General features: G+C 31.9%; 9 protein-coding genes. 8 read left to right on the top strand and 1 reads right to left on the bottom strand.

Going from position 1 to position 20,828, the window contains the following annotated elements:
• Positions 1 to 113 precede the first annotated feature (113 nt).
• Positions 114 to 1,154 carry a 2Fe-2S iron-sulfur cluster-binding protein gene (locus ACRBBL_RS09400; protein WP_431368783.1) on the bottom strand — a complete coding sequence of 347 codons (1,041 nt, stop codon included), beginning with the start codon at positions 1,152 to 1,154 and terminating at the stop codon, positions 114 to 116.
• 147 nt (positions 1,155 to 1,301) lie between these two features.
• On the opposite strand from ACRBBL_RS09400, the gene ACRBBL_RS09405 reads away from it, so the two are divergent.
• The 8 genes from ACRBBL_RS09405 (at position 1,302) to ACRBBL_RS09440 (ending at position 20,828) form a co-directional block, all read left to right on the top strand.
• A complete protein-coding gene (locus ACRBBL_RS09405; protein ID WP_431368784.1) occupies positions 1,302 to 1,640 on the top strand; it encodes a PadR family transcriptional regulator in 339 nt (112 codons plus the stop codon).
• Positions 1,641 to 1,683: 43 nt separating this feature from the next.
• Positions 1,684 to 2,460, top strand: coding sequence for a hypothetical protein (locus ACRBBL_RS09410; protein WP_431368785.1), 777 nt, complete (start codon positions 1,684 to 1,686; stop codon positions 2,458 to 2,460).
• Positions 2,461 to 2,625: 165 nt separating this feature from the next.
• Entirely contained in the window at positions 2,626 to 4,119 is a 1,494-nt protein-coding gene (locus ACRBBL_RS09415; RefSeq protein ID WP_431368786.1) for a DUF5687 family protein, read from the top strand.
• Positions 4,120 to 4,140: 21 nt separating this feature from the next.
• Complete coding sequence (locus tag ACRBBL_RS09420; protein ID WP_431368787.1) at positions 4,141 to 4,863, top strand: ABC transporter ATP-binding protein; 723 nt, start codon at positions 4,141 to 4,143, stop codon at positions 4,861 to 4,863.
• A 787-nt stretch (positions 4,864 to 5,650) separates the two neighbouring features.
• Entirely contained in the window at positions 5,651 to 7,948 is a 2,298-nt protein-coding gene (locus ACRBBL_RS09425) for a hypothetical protein (RefSeq protein WP_431368788.1), read from the top strand.
• 18 nt (positions 7,949 to 7,966) lie between these two features.
• Positions 7,967 to 11,614 carry a hypothetical protein gene (locus ACRBBL_RS09430; protein ID WP_431368789.1) on the top strand — a complete coding sequence of 1,216 codons (3,648 nt, stop codon included), beginning with the start codon at positions 7,967 to 7,969 and terminating at the stop codon, positions 11,612 to 11,614.
• Between the two features lie 7 nt (positions 11,615 to 11,621).
• Complete coding sequence (locus ACRBBL_RS09435; RefSeq protein WP_431368790.1) at positions 11,622 to 14,042, top strand: hypothetical protein; 2,421 nt, start codon at positions 11,622 to 11,624, stop codon at positions 14,040 to 14,042.
• Between the two features lie 6 nt (positions 14,043 to 14,048).
• Positions 14,049 to 20,828, top strand: a complete 6,780-nt coding sequence (locus tag ACRBBL_RS09440; RefSeq protein ID WP_431368791.1) for a hypothetical protein — start codon at positions 14,049 to 14,051, stop codon at positions 20,826 to 20,828.

Here is a 20,828-nt window from a genome sequence, read left to right on the forward strand (position 1 = left end):
AATAAAGTTATCAATTAACCTTAGAAATTTGCTGTAACGGTTAATATTTTTTACTTTTTAACCTAACACCTAACACCTAACACCTAACACCTAACACCTAACACCTAACACCATTAAATATCATCAAAATCAACCTTAATCGTAGCTGTAGTCGGATGTGCCTGACACGCAAGAATCATACCTTCTTCCAGTTCGCTATCGGTTAAAATCTGATTCTTCTCCATAATAGCTTTTCCTTCCGTAACTCTACAAATACAGCTGCTACAAATTCCGCCTTGACATGAATAGGGTGCATCAATTTTTTGTTTCAATGCAGCGTCCAAAATAGTTTCGCTGGCGTCCATATCAAACGTAAAATCTTCATCATCAACCGTAATAGAAATCGTAGACTTTCCAGAAATCGCTTCTGCTTCTTTGTTAGTTTCAGAAGATGAAGTAAACAGCTCAAAATAAATAGCATCTTTTGAAATGCCATTATTTTCTAAAGTTTCAGAAACTGTTTTAATCATTGCTTCAGGGCCACAAATATAATAATGTTTAAAATCGGCGTCTTTCATCTGATTCTTAACCACATAATTTACAGCTGTACTATCAATTCGTCCTGCCAACGCATTCTCGGCACGTGCTTGACTATACACAAACTTCAAATAAAAATTAGGATACTTCTCAGTCAACGCGATCAATTCGTCATGAAAAATAGTTTCTTCAGGAGACTTATTTCCGTACAACAATGCAACCGTATTTCCATAATCTAAAGCAGTTTTCAAAATACTCATCATTGGTGTAATTCCACTTCCAGCTGCAAAAAGCGCAACGGCTCCTTGATGTGTAGAAGGTGTATACACAAAATTTCCTTCTGGCGAATGTACATCTAGCACAGTACCTTCTGTCAATTCTCTATTGGCGTATGTAGAAAACAATCCGCCATCTACTTCTTTAATAGCAACACAAAGTCTATTTTCTTTTGGAGCTGTACATAATGAATACGCTCTACGAACTTCTTCACCATTCAATGTTGTTTTAAGCGTAACATACTGTCCTGCTTTAAAAGAAAAAGAAGGTTGTAATGCTTCTGGTACATGAAACTCAACGCTTACGGCGCTTGGTGTTTCTCTATGAATATGACGTACTTCTAGTTGACGAAAATCTGACATTGTGCATTTATATTAAAAGGGTATGCTAAAATTTTTGGCAAAAATAACAAAACAGAAATGTTTTTACGTGCATTTTATGATAATAATATACCTAGAAATCTTATGCATAAGAAAATTATGCATATATTTATATCACACAAACAAGTTATGGGAAATTCAAAACTATATAAAGGAAGCTTAACGACCATCATTCTAAAACTATTAGAAGAGCATGGAAAAATGTATGGATATGAAATCACACAAAAAGTAAAAGAAATCACCAAAGGAGAGTTGAACATTACCGAAGGCGCTTTATATCCTGCGTTACATAAACTAGAAGCAGAAGACTTATTAGAAGTAGAAGTAGCAAAAGTGGACAACCGATTGCGAAAATATTACAAGCTTACCGAAAAAGGAAGCCTAGAAACCATAAGTAAACTAAAAGAATTAGAAGAATACATTAGAAACATGCAGGTTTTGGTAAATCCAAAATGGAGTATTGAATAAGTAACAGCAAAAATGTATGTATTCGTGACAAAAAAACATAAAAATGGAATTAACAAAAGCACACATACAAGAACTATATCGATTTGTGGTAACTCAAGATGTGAAGCATTATGATTTGCAAACAGAATTGGTAGATCATTTAGCCAATGGTATAGAAAAACAATGGAGTATCAATCCTGAAAAATCCTTTGAAGAAGTCAAAATGCAAGAATTTCAAAAATTTGGAGCAGTAGGTTTTTCAGATGTAATTAAAAAGCATGATAAAGCATTATCAAAAAAATACAAAAAGATCATTTCAAGATTTTTTATGGAATACTTTAAACTGCCTAAAATAATAGGAACCATTTCTAGCATTGCAATTCTATTTTATTGCCTTCGGTTTTTGCCAGAAGAACCATATGTATTGTCGATGTTTACGGTTTCTATTTTTTTCATGATTATACTTTTAACACATATCTTATCAACCATAAACAATAGAATAATTTATAAAAGAAAAGTCAAAAAGAGTGGGAAGAGATGGAAATTAGAAGATATGATTTTTCATAGTCATGTAAGTTATGAAAGACAACAAAAAAGCAAGAAGCGAAAAATAGTTGATTTTCTAATAATGTCGATTCCAATTGTATTAATAAATTTAAAAACGGACTATATATCTTCATTAATACCGCCTTTCGTATACAATCATTATTGGGTACAATTAGGAGTAGCAACGATTATAGTATTAGGATCATTATTAACCTACATACATATCATTGTAGTGCCAGAAAAAGCAGAAGAGTTATTAGAAAAAACCTATCCAGAATACAAGTTTGAAGTTTAGGTGTTTAAAAGTTTACTAGTTTACACTTTGAAATAAAATAGGAAGTAAACAAATTAACAACAAACAACAAACAACAAACAACAAACAACAAACAACAAATTAACAACCCAACCTGTAACAAATTCAAAAAACCGATACTAACCATACAACTAACTCACACATACAATGATTAAAACATTTATAAGCTTACAATGGAAAGAATTTCTCCGTTCTGCCTCTTTCCAAAAAGGAGTCGCCATTAAAGTACTGCTTTTCATTGCTGCTGCCTATATAGGTGGTATGGCAATACTAGCAGGTATGGGATTATTCTTCGGTATTAAAAAATATCTAAAAAGTTTAGGAGTACCAGAACATCTAATAGATCCACACGTAATTGTAAATAGCTTTATCGCCTTTTGGTTTATGGCCGATTTAATGCTCCGCTATTTCATGCAGCAAATGCCAGTCATGAACATAAAACCACTCATGATTATTCCCATCAAACAAAAAACAATCATTCACTTTTTATTAGGGAAAACGGTTATTTCATTCTTTAACTTATTGCCTTTATTGGTTTTTATTCCGTATTGTGTAATACTATTAGGGCAAGGATATCCACCTTTACATGTAATATGTTGGTTGTTATCTATTATTGTTATCACATTATCACTTAACTTCTTAAACATACTCGTAAACAAAAGTAATACAGTATTTTACGTAGTGGCTACAGCACTTATTGGTTCAATTGCTGCACAGTATTTTGGTTTTTACGATGTAGCAACACCTTTAGGAATTGTTTTCAACGGACTATACAACAATCCAATCTACATTCTAGTGCCAATTGCAATCTTAGGAATATTATATTACTTAAACTTTAATTACCTAAACAGTCGTTTCTACTTAGACAGTGCCATCTCTCAAAAAGTAAAAGAAGTAAACGCATCCGATCTTTCTTGGCTGGACCGTTTTGGAGCATTGGCAACCTTCTTAAAAAACGATGTACGTATGATTTGGAGAAACAAACGCCCAAGACAAGTACTATTAATGTCTGGTTTCTTCTTGTTCTATGGGGTTATATTCTTTACGCAAAAAACATACAATGACATGCCAGGGTTTATAGCCTTTGCGTCCATATTTATTACAGCAGGATTTCTATTCTCGTTTGGTCAATTAGTGCCTTCTTGGGATAGTGAACACTACAAAATGATGATGAGTCAAAACATTCCATACAGACAATACTTAGAGTCTAAATGGTATCTTATGGTTATTGCTGTAGTCATCTCATTCATCCTAAGTACACCATACATTTACTTTGGTTGGGATAAATATGCAATGATTGCTGCAGGCGCATCGTTCAACATCGGAATCAACACGTTTGTAACATTATTTGGTGGAGCGCTTAACAGAGTTCCAGTAAAACTTAACGAAAAAGCAAAAGCATTCAGTAATACGCAAGGTTTCAATCCGACACAATTACTCATTGCATTGCCAAAAATGTTGTTGCCAGTAGTATTATTTTATGTTCCTTATTACTTTACAGATAGCTTAAATGCTGGAATCATCACGCTTGCTGTGAGCGGATTGGTAGGATTGGTTTTCAAAAACTATTTCCTCACACAAATAGAAAAAGTATACCAAAAAGGAAAATACAAAACCATTGCAGCGTTCGACGAAAAATAATAACACACAAACAGAAGAAAAATGATCACAATAAAAAATATATCAAAAACATACGGACAAAACACAGTTCTTAAAATAGATAGTCTCGAAATACCTAAAGGACAAAGTTTTGGTTTGGTAGGAAACAACGGAGCTGGAAAAACAACACTTTTCAGTTTACTGTTAGATCTTATTCAACCAACAACAGGTTATATAAGTAGTAAAGGAATCAAAGTAAACGAAAGCGAAGAGTGGAAACCGTTTACATCTTCATTCATTGACGAAAGTTTCTTAATTGGCTACCTAACACCAGAAGAATACTTTTACTTTATTGGTGACTTACGCGGACAAAACAAAGCAGATGTCGATGCGTTATTGGCACAATTTGAAGACTTCTTTCACGGAGAAATCCTCAATCAGAAAAAATACTTGCGCGACCTCAGTAAAGGAAACCAGAAAAAAGCAGGAATTGTTGCTTCGTTTATCGGAAATCCTGAAATCATTATCCTAGATGAGCCGTTTGCAAACTTAGATCCAACCACGCAAATTCGCCTCAAAGGAATCATCAAAAAACTATCAGAAGACAACCAAGTAACGGTACTCGTATCGAGTCACGATTTAATGCACGTTACTGAAGTTTCTGATCGAATTGTGGTACTTAACAAAGGTGAAGTTGTCAAAGACATAGAAACCTCAGAAGCAACCCTAAAAGAACTAGAAAATTTCTTTGCAGGATCAGCTGTAACATCTTCCGAGGAAGAATAATTTGGGCGTTCCCACAACAAAAAAACACCAAACTGGTTACTGAGCGGAGTCGAAGTACCGGTTTGGTGTTTTTTCATTGCGGTCAGGCTATTCACTTTTCTTACTCGAAAATTTTAAATAACTGATATTCAAACATTTTAATTTACTGAATGCTCTATTGTTTCCTGTGCGAAATATTGAAATTTTTTGGTTTAACGCAAATATCGTATTAAAAAAACTTAAACAATTTGCTTATCATTAAGCTGAGTTTTATAAAATATTATAGCCTTCAAGGTTTACTCTTTTTAATTCTATTCACAAAGAAATTGATGAGACTTTTGACAAAGTAATTAATTTCTAATATTTTACTTTTTATTGTAACTATGGGATTTATTGTAAGTTTTGGCCTAATTTTTGTTAGGTATTTACAGTATTTTGAGTTTAACTAAATCAAAATACTATTTAACGAAACAGATGTTATCGCTTACTCATTTTAATTTTTCTTTTTAATCCGATTTTCTCAAATTAGAAATAGGTTTTTGAAATTTAATACTGAAAAATCAACGCTTATTGTTTTTTTAACTACGCTTATTAACTTTTTGTTACGTTTATATATTTATATATGATGTATCTAAGAAAAATCTATATATTTAAAGGGAAAAAGCAGTATTATCTAGCTGCAAAATCTGTCATTTTTTTAAAGTAATCAAAAATTAAAAATAATCACTGAGTGAGAATAGATGGAATAAAAATTTGATCCCACTAAATTTCAAAAAAATAACTCTTGATTCATATAATATAAAAGTAAATGAATAAATATTTCTTTTTTACAGATAAACAATCGTGGTTAGCCACAACTGAAGAAAAACCATTTGGAGTTATCAATGCTGATGAGTATAGACTTTGTAATCAATTTACATTTGATTCCTCTACAAATAATATAGCTGTTGCAGCTGCAAAATCTATATTATTAGTCCAAAATGCGTTTGATTCTTCAGGAACTCCAATAAACGGTATCGTAAATATCATTTTAAAACCTGTTGATCCTGTAATATGGGAATATGAACACGTGAATTATTTTATTTATAGAGGAATAGATAAAGCCTCTTTAATTGATACTAATGGTGAAATAATCCAAGCTGCTTCTCCAGAAGCTTCTGATGTAAGGAATTTACTTTATGATCAGCAAGCAAAAATTAATGAAGAACTTGGGATCAATGAAGTTCCAAAATCTTCCCATATAGGTTATGATTATGCTCATGATTTAGCTGATACAGATCCTTTTTATGTTCCAGATGAAGCGTATATAGAAGATGTCATTGAGTTGGACGACGATGATTCTGATTTACAATTACCAATAGTAAAAGCAGGAATGTTTATAGGTGTTTTTAAAGATGGTATTGATGCAGGATTTGAAATCATAGGAGAAAGGATAGGCTATGAAACTAAAATGGGCGTTTTACGACAAAGCGAGCATGTACTGAACGTTTCAGCGTATTCAGGCTTTGAGAAGAAGCATATGCGTGAAGAAATTTTACACTTTTTTGACCCTGTGGCTTTTTATGGTTCTTTAACTATAAAAGAAGATGAATTAAGTTATGATGTTTTAATGAAGCAAGTTTCCGGTACTACTTATGAAGATGTGCCACTGAGAAGCAATAATTATGAGTTGTTAAATAAATTTACGAATAATAAAAGAGTTTATGTCGATTTTAGACATAGAACGGGGTATTCGTATAATTATTTTAGTGAGTACCTCATGTTTACAATTTCTAACCCAATAGGACAATCAGAAAATAATATTAGCTATCAAATTTTTGGCATAGAAAATATTGCTCAGTTTCAATACCCTATGGGATGGCCTCTGACAGCAATTGATCTTTCCCCTTCGACATTTGCTACTTTATTTGACGGTGCCTTACAAGAAGAACATGATATATTAGACTATCAATTTGTTAGGACGTCAATTATTTTAAGAAATTTGGTGCAAAGTATTTATGAGAATCACCCAGAAGATTTAAATGAGAATACAGATAATTCGCTTAAGATTTTTTTATCAGCATATAGTAAAGGAATTTTAAATCCAGATCAAACAGAGACACCTCATTTAGATGATTTAAAGGTGCGTGAAATTCTTGTTGAAGATTATGGTGCTTTTGATGATGTTAATTATAAATCAACCTTAGATTTACCTTTATTTTTGACGAATGATTTGTCTTTAACGAATTCTCAAAGAGTTATTCCCTCTTATCATTACATAAAATTAGCTACAGAATTTAAATTAAGAGTAGTAAGACAGGGAATGATACCTAAAAGGCGAAATTTAGATACCAGCACAGGTCAATTAACAGATCCAGTTCCTAGTCTGATACGGTATGACAAACATCCTTTAGACCTAATGTTTCCTATTTTTGAAATGAAACCCATATTCATGCCAAGATTAAATAGGGTTTCTGTGCGATTGTATTCACAATCTAATGCTTTTCCTATTGCGGGAAGTTATGGCAGTTATTATGAAGAATTATATACACCAAAGGTCGGTATGGCGATAGATAATAACAATTATACCTTTTTTACCTATATAGACAATAAAAATATAATGCATAGTGCTAAGGATAGTAGTAAAATCAAATCACATTTGAACTCAAGTTTTACAGTAGGAGAAGCAGATTTTTTATTTAGTTTAACAAAGCAAGACTTAAACATAACTTTAAATAAAAGAAATATAAGCTATCTTAAAACTATTGGAGAGCCAGATACTTTGGTAAGCATTAAGCCATTATATTTTACGGTTAATAATGCAGTTGATGGTTTAAGTAATGAATTGGATTATGAGCACTTTGATTGTATTACCATAACAAAAGATCAATTTGACACTCTGGAACTTATGAAAAATCAAGAAGGTTTTTCAGATAAGTACAGGATATTTTTAGGGGTTTCTGTTTTCGGAAAAAATCCTATAATTGATGGAGGGGAATATAGAAGAGCTAAACTTTTCTTAAAAGGTTTTGCAGAAGACGATATGGGAAATGTTACAGAGAAACATCTTGACACTGGTATTTCTACATATGCATACCATAAAATACCAAGAAGGTTGGAATACTAATAAAAAAACAAAAAAAACATGCCTATATATATGTCCAAAGATGCAGCAGATGCATCTTTATTACAAGAGTCTACATTTTATCCAGAAAATTTACCGTCTTTATCCAGTAAATTATTTGAACCAAATCAGACGCTTCAATTAATCAATTTAGGGCAAGGAACATCTCTATCGGCTGATAGAGACAATAATAATTCTCAGGCCGTACTATTAATAAGAAAAGCTCTTAAAATTATTATTCCAGAAATACCAAATGTCAGTGCCACCAAAAAGGCACAGGCTTTAAGTCTTTCTATTAGTGGAGGCTTTGATAGCAATTTGGTAGTTTTAGTTCGTTATTTTCAACAACAAACGCTTGAGTTAAATGCTAACATAGATGGAATCATTGGAAGGAAAACATTGCATGAATTGGATAAAGCTTTAAATAGAATATCTGATTATGATGAAGAAACTGCGCGAACTATTTTTAATTATGGGCAGTCTACCGTTGTTTCGCAAACAACTGTAGTTCTTGATGCTAGTGGAGTGGGTGTGAATTTATATTCGGAACCGATTCCAAATTCACCTGTTTTGTTTCGCTTGCAAGAAAATGATATTTTATATGTCCTTAGAGAAGGAGGAGATACTGCTACTGACTGGTATTATGTTAAAGTTCTTTCAGGTAATAGAGATAAGCAATTAGTGGAACCAATCATAACAGGAGGTGCAGAACTTTATGATGAAATATTCAATAAAGGTTATGAATTAAATGGTTATATACAAGGAAGTTCTATTCATAAAAGTTGGAATACGCATCCATCAAAAATGCCAGATGTGTATTCAAAAATTCATCGTTTACCTACAACAATTGCGAATGATAGCGAATATCTTTTAAACCTTATCAAAGAAACTTATTTTGATCCAGTTACTTTAAGGTCTGTAAATGAAGATGGTATTATAGATGATAGCGAAAATATATCATTTCCAGGTACAACATTCCCAGATGCTATAACGCATGAAAATATGTTACTGCTTAAGTTTTGTTTAAATGTACTCATCTATTCTAATAATCAAGTATCTAATCTTGATTTAGTGTCTGATAATGAACGAAGTATTTACGTCAAATCGCCAGGGCAGTGGTTAACTGAAAATGATATTAATGAAGCCCGACAAGCTACAGAAACTCATTTTTCAGCAAATCATACCAGCGCTACTGCTTATTACGATCAGTTTCTAACAGAACTTATAGCAGCTTCTGCAGGCTATAATTATGTTGAAGAACTTGATGGTGGCGGAATTAAATTGCGGATTGGTCTTACAGAAGGTTACTTGATGTGGTTGCCATCTAGACAGTTTATGACTACCATGTGGAATACGTATAAATTTTTGATGCCTGTCAATGGTCATAACTCAGGTGATTTTTTAGTTGAGTTTGCTAAAAAAGCCGTAAAAAAAATGTTTCCTTACCGATCTTTGGGTTTTAGACAACGTGTAGAATTGGGAGCTACTTTTTTAATACCAATAGGTATAGATTTTGTGGGAGATATCTCTATTTGGAGAGAAGATACTAATAGTCACCTTGATTATACGCTTAAAATAAGTGCTTATGGTGAAATAAGAGGCGGTTTAGATACAGGTGTAGGTTTTGATCTTGGGTTTTGGAACGGAAAACGAGGAAGTAAAGAAAAGAAAGCAGGAATTGGTGTTACTGCAGGAGCAGATCTTCAGGCAGGAGAAAAAATGTCTGCGTTAATAGAGTTTGAAATTCCTATCACAGGACAGGATCCTATATCAACAAATTTAGCTGCTGCTGCTTATGGAGCTATTGGTTTATTGAGCACAGTTGTTTCTGCCGTTTCTGCTGTATTTCCATATGCAGGTTTTTATGCATTTCAAAAGGCAGCGGAAACAGTCAATTTTAATTTATGGAATTACGTAACTAAATTCAAATTATACAAAGCATCATACTTAGAAGCTGGTACAGGCGCAAGTGCTACTTTTAAATATGGTGTTCCAAGTGAAGAACAAAATCAACAATATAATTGGCTTCACCCAGAAGATGTGGGTGTAAATGGAGGTTTAACGAATAAAAACCTATTACCTCCATTTTTATTGTCTCTATTCTCTGGAACAGCTGCTTCAGTTGGACTTGGTGGAGGAGTAGAGTATGGATATGGAGTAGAGGTTGAGGTTGAATACCCTTTTGCAATGGATAATTGCTACGATCCCGTTAGAGATATAAGGGTTCCTTCTAGAATTAAATTATCTTCATTTGGCGAAGGAAGTGTACATTTTGACTTTTATAATTCATTGTCATTAGGGCTTTTTGGACTTAACTTACCTGTTTCTCCTATTCCGGATATTAATATACATCAAGGTTTAGGTATAAAACTTATGGTAGATTTTGATATAGCAAAAGAGTTAGGAGGTAGTAATGTGACTAAAAACTATGTCTTAACATTAGATAATTTTCTTAAGAAGACAAGTAAATATATAGGGTTTTATAATTTTTCTGGGAATTTAGATCTTTATCAAGGAAGCGGATATGAATCTTGCTATTACTTCAATCTAGGGAGAATAATAAATGCAGTATTGCCAAATGAAAATTTAGCATTGGGTAGTATGGAGCAAACACTACAAGATGAAGGATTTATAAACAAATTCACTAATAATTTTTTAGAAATTCAAGAGACCTTTAGTCATGTAAATTTTCAAAAGAGAATAGGTTTATCGTTGTTTAATAGAAAATATCGTAGACGTATAAAAAAACAACAAATTTCTAAACGGTGGTTAGCATTCGAAGCAGATCAAACAGCTTTTAGACAAAAAGCAAAACAATCTTTCTTCAGTATGAATCCTTATTTAGATTTCAATTATACAATTGCAGGAAAAGATTATATCAACTTCATAAAAGGGATTATCATCTTTATTAGAGTATTAACAGCACTCAATAAAGTAATGAATGATGATACGGTAGCGGAAGAAATTAAAAATTATATATCAGATAAATACAAAGATATCATAGATCCTCAGAACGATGTAGATACTATATATACCAAACTAAATGACGCTTCTCAAGAGCCTCAAATGCAATCGTATTTAAATCAGTATGGAGGTGGTATTCTTGCTAGTTTCAAAACACTATTAGACATTACTGTTTTTGAAATGTCTGAAAGAGCAGGATTCTATAAAGGAGATGATACCGTAACAGAATACGACGCAGCAATGTATACAATGTTTGCCAAATTAGCTTTTCGTTATTTCAGATCTATGTATGATGTTAACATGGCCCTGCACGCTGAAGTTGGCGGAGGTTTTGGCTTTACGGGAGAATTATCTGAAGGCCTTAAGGTTAGACTTAGAGTTCATGTAGAAAGCAAAGTGGTGGTTCATAGTGATCTTATTAAAGATGATGGATGTTTCCCTTTTAGCCATTGGTTTGGGGTAATTTCAGATTTGATAGGAGCCGACCCTTTAAAACTTTATCAAAGCGGACCTGCTAATGAATACACTCCTGCAGATGAAATTAAAGAAAGAGTGCCTCTTTTTGAAAATGGATATTATATATCTGTTCTAAATATAGATCCAAATAATCCTGTTCCTTATGATCCAGCTAACAATACAAAGTCAAACTTTTTAGATACCTATATACAGCCTTATTTGAAAATGTTATTTGATAAGCAATTTTAATAAAGAAATGAAACTATTTCATAAGACATATCGTTTAATCTGCTATAGCTTGATTTTAGTGCTATTACCGAAGTGTAGTACAAACACTCCTGTCAATACTATTAATGAAATACAGGATGTAGAAAAACAAATAGCATTAATACCTCAATCTCAATCTTTAGAATTGTTTAATACTTTAGATATTGCTAAATCTTATGATTCTATATTAGAGCTGAAAGTAAATTTTAATCTTCGAAAAAAGTATGAATTTTCAAAGTCCTATTCTTTATTTCCAAAAGTAATTCATATTGAAATTGATTTTTCAGCTAAGGAACTTTCATTAAATGAGGAAACTAGGGAGAATGCATTAAAAGAGATAACTCAATTAGATTTTACTATATATAAAAATTTAAAAGCAATTAGCTTATCGGGTTATGATAAAGAGTTTTTGGATGTATTAATTGAAAAAATAAAAGTACTTCCAAAAATTGAATTACTGACACTTAATTTAAAGCCAAGTTCACATTTATTTTGGAACAGAAAGCAAACTATTGAAGAGTTATCTGTCTTGCCAGAAACCTTTTGTTTACTTAACATTAATACATTAAAAATAACAGGAAAGAGAAGTGATCTTGCGAATCCTGATCAACTGTCTACGCAAGCAGCTCCATTTTATGCAAGCATAACGTTACCAAGCTGTTTTACGAATGATACGAAGATTTCCAAAATCATTTATGAACAAGAAATCTCTCAAAAATTAAAAGAAAAAGATTTTCAACAGTTTAGGTTATATAAAAAAGGAAAATCTGAACAAGGGAAGCAAACGGATCAATTATTTCAAGATAGGACAGTTAAATCGATGGCTAATCATACAAGTTTTATACAAAATCTATTAAGAGTGAAGTCTGCAAAAGAAATCGTTTTGACAAATGCCTTTATTGATAGTATACCCAGTTCTATAGAAGATTTAAAAAAACTCAAACAATTAACGATTCTTAATAGCGAGGTCAACTATTTTCCTAGAAATATAGGAAACCTAACTCAATTAGAAACACTTAAAATTTTTAATAATACGACCAATGTTTCTTTTGAAACAAATATTCTAGGGCTAATAAATCTTAAAAAGATTGTTTTTGTAAACACAGGATTATCTAATGGTTTTCCAAACTTTTCTGACGCAAAAAAGTTAGAACAATTAATTTTCTTAGATAAAAAGACAGTGAATGAAATGCCAACGTTTCTAAATGATCAACAGTACTTAAAAACATTGATTTGGCGTTATTCTAATATACAGGAAGTATTAGACGGTTTAAATAAGAGTCCTCTTAATATCGTAAACATTGACAATAATAAAATTACGCAAATAGACGATATTTTAAATGCTGCAGAAAAGGCATCTTACTTTTCTTATGACATTAATGATATTCCTTTTGAAAAAAGAAAAGTTTATAACGATCGAATATATTCTAATGGTCAATTATTGGAGACAGATACTAATAAAAAAAAGGTAGACGCTTTATACGAACTTAGAGAAATTCCTTTTGTTACTAAAGAGAATATTTACACTAAAGAATATTCGGCAAAACAAAATACTGTAATAAATAAGTTAAACAGACTAGATGAATATACTCCAATAAAACGTAGTGATTTAAAAAAGGATAAACTATTTAGCGCTATTAAAAACGAAGAAATTTATGGTACTATATCGTTTGAAATAGGAGCCAATGGATCTAAAGTATTTTTGGATGAAGAACTAAAACTTCTTGAAAGCTATTTTGATCTTATAGAAGAAAATAATTTAGAACCGTTGCATGTTTTTAAATTCAATAATTATTATGAACATAACCGTAAGGAAAATATACCCGTACAAGAATTTACCATAGAAGACATAAGAGACTTGGGCGAATATACTATAGTTTATGAAGGCTATGAATATATAGACTACTCAAACAGGGTAACTAGTGGTAATTTTGACTACGGCAAATTGAAACATCTAAGAAAGGCTTCAATAACAAGTCAAGAAGAGATAAATAACATAGTTAAAGTTAAAGGACTTCGTTTTCTTGAAGTTAAAAATATAGAAGAAATTAAAAGTATTCCTGAATGTTTTTGTGAGCTAAAGGAGTTAGATTCTATTTATATAAGAGACCCTAAAAGAGATAAATTCAAGGAAGAATATATTTATATACGTGATGAAATTATGGGAGAATCTGTATCTATTCAAAATATAGATGCCATCATGAAAGTATATAAAAAATCGGAGGAATTTACACTAGTAGAATTAAAAGAAATTGAAAAAGAATATAGAAAGCGGCTAGCATTACGAAAAGAAATGGAAACCTTTCGAGATAGGGAAATATTTGAGTACTCTCATATAAAGTTCCCTAACTGTATGAAAAAAATGAAGTTTAAACAAGTAAGATACTCTGGTATGGTACAAAAATATTAAAAATAAATGGCAGCAAATAACACACTATATCCTAGCTTAAGTGATATTATCACAATAGAAAACATACCAGTAGAAGTAGAGTTTTTAAATGATGTTCTTGATACATTATTTGGGAAGATATTTTTTAAGAATTATTCAGTACATAAAACCTATTATAAAGATGCAGCGTTTTATAAACTCACAATAATCCTATTAGAAGATATAGGAATTAAATTTCTTGGAGAAGATAGTCTTAAATTACTATTTAATCCAGGAAATACATCAGATAGTATAGAAATACCTATTTCATTTCATTATAACTGGAAAATAATTAGGTATAAAAATCAATTTAATTTTAATTCTTTTGATAATTCTATTAAATCAATTCTGGAAATTTTCCTTGACATAGCGGGCACATCAAAAGAGATGTTATTATATGACTTCATAATAGAATTTCAGCAAGAAACGAATGCTATTAATGGCTTTGTAAATGACTATAATTCATTATATAGTGATAATATTATATTAAATGATAGCGATATAAATAATGATATCACTGCCATAAATAATATCATAGAACATATTCAACTTTTTAGAGGGACTTTAGATGTTATTTATGACTTATTTTTAAGCTCTGATAGTTTTGATCAAGCTTTTGATAAGCTAAGAACAATCTTTAAACGAAGATTTGGAAATCTGAAGTTTGAAGATTTCTTAAATATATTAATCCCTCAATTTAGTCTTTCTATAGATAATATAGATCTTGCTTTAGAGTTTCCTAGAAAATGGCTAGTTCCTGTAGATGAGAATTTAGAGTCTTTACCAGAAGAATTTAAATCCAGATTGACATATAATGTTGGGAAAGTTGAGTATTCTACCACCCAAGGGTTAAATTTCTATGAAGAAGATAGTTTTGACTTTACTAAGTCTATGATAGGAAATACGGGGTTGGTAGTAGAATTCACTGGATTAAAACTTGATTTAAGAAAAGATAGAAACATCCCCGAAGCTACTGCAGATGGCAGACCAAATACTTTTAAAGGTGTGTATGCACAATATGCCGCAGTAACCTTACCACCAAAGTGGTTTAACGATGATGAAGTTGTTGGAGGTATAACAGCTAAAATTGCAGGATATAATTTATTAATAGGAACTGGAGGTATATCAGGAACTATTGCATTAGAAACAGAAACCTTTAGAAATAGTGATGGTACTATTTTAAACTATTATACAGACTATTTTCAATTTGAATACCCAATACAAACTACACATAAAGATGTAAGTAATAATATAATAGTTACTGATATTAATAATCATACTGAGCTCAAAAACCAATTAGAAACTCATGAAGCCACACAATTTGTGTTTCCACTGAATTTAACAAAAGTTGGCGAGTCAGAACCTACAATATATACGAATGTATCTGAATATTACAGCTACTTAAACACACTTTATAATACAAGTGATGAAGCCAACAGACCAAGGTTAAGTAAACGTATTGGTACAAACGGCTTTGAAATCTGGTTTACAAGCTTCGATATGACCTTTCAACAAGGACATATAGTAGAATCAAATATACAAGGAGGGTTAAAAATACCTCGATTACAAGATGCCAATGGTGACATTGCAAACATAGATATATATGGACATTTAGATGATGATGGAGGTTTCAATGTAACAGCATCAGAACAAGATGGCTTTGCACCCATTATTTTGCCAAATATATTGGATCTATACATTAACTCAATAGAAGTTGGTAGAGAAAGTAATGACGAACCCTTTTACATAGGAACTGCATGTGATATAGTATTTACTAATGAAATTATTAAAAGCTTTATTGGTGACCAACGTATTAATGTAGAGCGTTTACGCATTTATAGTGATGGTAGCTTTGAAATTATAGGTGGAGCTATAGCTGTTCCAACCAACTTTAGCATGGTGTTAATTGGAACAAAGGACAATCCAGTGCTAGAAGTATCTATATCTGGAATTAATTATGGGTCTTTTCAAGAAGAACACAACGGAGTGATGCGTAAGTACAATTACTTTGGGTTTGATGGAGCCATAGCTGTTGGATTAGCAGGCTTTGATGCTAGAGGTGGTGCAGGTATAAAATATTTCTTTACAGTTGATGATGGCGAGTTTCATTCGTACATCAAAATAGAAACAATAGAAGTAAATTTAACCATTCCAGGAGATGCCTCTCCAGAAACTGCAAAAGTAATTATAAAGGGATGGTTATCTGTAAATGAAGTAGAATATGCTGGAGGTGTTTCTTTAAAATTAAATTTAAGCAAATTAAAGGCAACAGGTTCTGCTGATATGCGCTTACAACCAAAACATCCAGCATTTTTACTAGATGCTTCTCTAGATATTCCTATTCCTATTCCAATAGCAGCCACAGGATTGGGGATTACAGGCTTTAGAGGTCTTCTAGGATTTAGATATGTAGCAGAAAAAGAAGCGGTAGGTCTGCATTCACATGATGATAAATGGTATGATTATTATACATATCCACCACGTGGCGTACATGTGTCCAAATTTAATGGACCAGATAAAACAGAAAACTATACCAACCCTGTAAGCGTAGGTGCAGGTGTGACTATAACTACTATGGGAAGTAGTGATGCTATTTCGTTACGCGTTATGGTGTTATTATCAATCCCAAATATGCTGATGATAGATGGTAGAGCCAGTATATTAAGTAAAGAGTGGGGGTTAGATGATAGTGGCGAACCACCATTTTTTGCCTTTATGATTTTGGCAGATAATGGTATAGAAATTGGTGCAGGTGTAGATTTTAAACTGCCACAAAATAGCGGTAATATCATTGACTTGCATGTATATATGCAAGCAGGATATTTCTGGGACAATCCAAGTGGTTGGTATTTAAACTTAGGAACTCGTGAAGACCCTATCACAGCAAAAGTATTAACGCTCGTAGAAATGGAGAGTTTCCTAATGCTTTCTGCAAGTGGTATTGAGGCTGGTGCTAAAGTATCCTTTGATATTGATGAGAATTTTGCAATAGCTAGGGTAAAAGCATGGCTTATTGCAGAAGTAGGCGGTTTTATTAGTTTTGAACGCTCACAAATAGGCGGTTATATGACGGTAGATGCAGGAGCTACAGTATGGCTATTTGGTTTTATTGAAGTTGGCGTATCCTTTTATGTACATTTTTCTGTTGAAGCTGCAAAACCATTCTTAATTTATGCAGAAATTAGAGTCTGTGGAAAAATTAAGATAGGCTTTATTAAAATTAAAGTTTGTGCTACTGTAAAAATAAAATGGGAAAAGAGCCGTCATATCGATACAACTCCAATACCTGCAATCCCTCAAGAATTAAGAGATCAAGCTGTAAAAGGCATCCACATGCTTACTGGGGAAACTTTTGAGTTAATTAATTTTGAAGATACATTGCCAAATTTAAATGATCCGCAAGTTGTAGAATCTTTCAATAATGCTATCATTCCTCTAGACACTTATGTAGATATAAAGTTCGAAAAGGCAGTATTGCCTGGAGATATTGCAGGCGAAGGAGGTATAGGAAGCTACAACAATGCGCCAGAAAATTATGAAGATTTAATTCCTCCTGTAAAGGTGATAAAAGGGAATGAACTACGACAAGTAAAACATCGTTATCAAATTACTGATATAAAAATTAAAGCAGCAAAAGATGGCTCGGCGACTTGGGTAGACTATCATCCATATGAAGCAGTAGTAAATACTACTGATAGAAATAACGTAGATCATCTACGTATTGGGCACTGGCAAAAATCTAGTAAAGAATATAATGCAATACGATTACTGGCAACTTCTCCATTTTCGTATGTTGAACAAGGTGAGTCTGGTTGGTTTATTCCGGAGCAATTAGGATTAACACATGCTACATTTTTCTGTGCTGGACAAAAAAGAGAAGATCAATGTGCTAACTGGTTGCAAACACCTTTAAACACACAATATAATACAGTAACGTATTTCCCATATTATCATTCACATCAACAAGTATTTTTTAACATCTCTCAAGGACAGACTTCTGTTGTAAATGGTATAGTGATGAACTCAAACGCCTCTGTGGTTAGTAAACCTAATACCTTTGGATTTAGCAGATCGTTAGAGTTTCCAAATTCAAGTACTTTAGAATTTAAGTTACCAGAACCTTCAAATAGAGTTAAATTAAAACTATCAACCAATGCACAGTCGGTTAAAGTGATTTATTATAAATCGTTTTTACCGGAAGGTGATTATATAATACAATATGATGAAATTGAGAGTATAAACTATTCACCTGCTCAATTAGAAAGTACAATTACATATACCAATGAAGATATACCAATCAGTAAAATTGAGGTTATACCAAGTAATGGCAATCAATCTCAAATAGATGCCATTTATGAGGAAATAGAACAATTGTTCAATGACACATATGAACAATTAGGAAACGACCTTCCACAAGGTGTTAATATTGAAGTACCTTTAGATACAGAAACTTATTTTAATTTACTTCAACAATTAGAAGAACTACAAGGATTAGGATGTTCAACTATTGAAGATGATTGTATTAAAGACGAAACCATCTGTAATTTATATAATGATTTATCTGAATTATTCCCTGCAAAATACCCAGAACACATAGAATCTATAAATGAGATTAACGAGTATTTATCCATATATAACTCATTTGTAGAACTCATATATAGTCAATTAACAGAAGAATTTGTAAATGCTAATTTACAGCCAACGTTAAACGAATATAGAAGCCTTTTAGTGGATTTAATAGCTAATGAGGGTAATAATGATTACATAATTCGTTATTACCAATTAAGAGAAAAGGCGCAAATTATTGTTAACAAACTGAATCTTTTAGGGAATTGTGATTGTTCTCAAAATAATGTAGAGTGTGATGATAAAGATGAGGTTGTTTGTGGCTTGTATGAAGAAATAAATACCATTTATCAGAATTGTTTACAACCAACAGATAATTTAGAACTTATTCAACAAAGTCTAGCTTGCCCTAATGAAATAGAAGCTAAGGTTAAACGTTTCAATAGTGATCATCCTCAGTATGATATTATTAATTATTTAACACCTTATTTAGGGCTAATGCTTTCAAGTGATCATCAATTAGAACTCTATTTTTCAGAAAATAATGATTTAACAGGAGCAGATGTTATTAATATTTATAACAATCAATTAATAGTGTATGTCTCAACTGTTATAAACCTTGTGAGTCAATTAGGGAATTGTAATTGCGAAAACCAAGAAGAACCACCAACCAATTGCGGTACCTTATTACATGAAATTTGTTGGTTATCTGTTGAAGACTGGACATACAATTTAAACATTCCTGGTCAGGAACCAATTCAAGAAGATTATTTAGCTACTATAGAAGCTATTAATAATGTGGTTGACCCAATTTGGAGACCTAACACTAAATACCATATTGAATTTACAGTTAAAGACATTGTGGATGATGCAAATGACCATCCTTTTAAATATTTTTACGGCTTTAAGACAGCAGGTACTATTGGACATTACCACAACGCACCTAATGTAATGTATGGTAATGAATACAATCCACAAACAGGAGAATTACTTAATAGAGATGACAATGGTAAGCTCACTAATCCAGATCAGTATGCGTTAACCTCTTTAGAACAATATATAGATTACAGGCGCTCGTATCCTAATGCCGATGGTAATTTATTACAATCCAAACCATTATTTTACAGCAGTGAGCAGGCGAAATTATTGTTATTCTATATAAAACCATATATAGCGCATATGTTAAAAGACCAGTGGGATGCTTATGGAGGATCAAGCGACAATCATTTACCTCTACTATCTAATACAGATGGACTGCAGGCATTAAAAGTGTTTATCCAAGATCCTGTTTCCAATATTATTATGGAACATCCAATGCCTCCTGATGTTGATGTGACTAATCTTCCACAAACTATTGAAGAGTGGACAGAAGATGAAGAACCACCAATGCCGTTACTATTACAGTTTATTCAGAATTTTGTAGAAGAACAAGGTGGTGATTGTAATTTTGAAGCAGGAGATATTATTAAACCTGCTAGTCAATACAATACGATAACGCTTCAAAACCTGAAACCGAGAAAAATGTATACGGCAATATTTACCAATACATTTAATAATGTGACAAAGAAAATTCATAATTACGTATTTCAAACCTCTCGTTATTTAAATTTTAATGAGCAAGTGGAAAGTTATATTTTAGAACGTGATGAAGCTAATAACCCTATAACAAAAGCAGTATTTAATGTTAGTTTAGACCTTAATACCCAAGTTATAGATGATGCTTACAATATTTTAACAACATCTAATGCTACAAACGATGTGCAAGAATCACAATTTGTAGATTATTTAGATAGAATATTGGAAGGTGTTTTTAGAATAATTCCATTAGATCCGCCAGTAACTACAGAATTTAATAGTATCAGAAATCAGAACACTAATGATATTGTAGCATTGTTAATACGTAACCCTGAACCTTTCAATGATCCTAAAATACCACTGGAAATTATAAAAGGAATAAACGGTTCACAAATTGAAGAAAAACAAGGTATTATAGCGATTATGCAGGACATAACAAATAGAGATACTAATTATCACATGTTGTATTCTAAAGACTATTCTCAGGTACTTATCATGCATTCAAGTAAAATAATTACTGCTAATAGTTTAGATATACGTTTTCAGTACAAACTTTGGAATGGAAACTCATATAATATAGAAGATTCTGTTCTTGTTGAAAATTTAGTGTTAAACCTTGAAAATTAA

Origin of the sequence: Kordia sp., from assembly GCF_050633145.1 — a bacterium.
GTDB lineage: Bacteria > Bacteroidota > Bacteroidia > Flavobacteriales > Flavobacteriaceae > Kordia.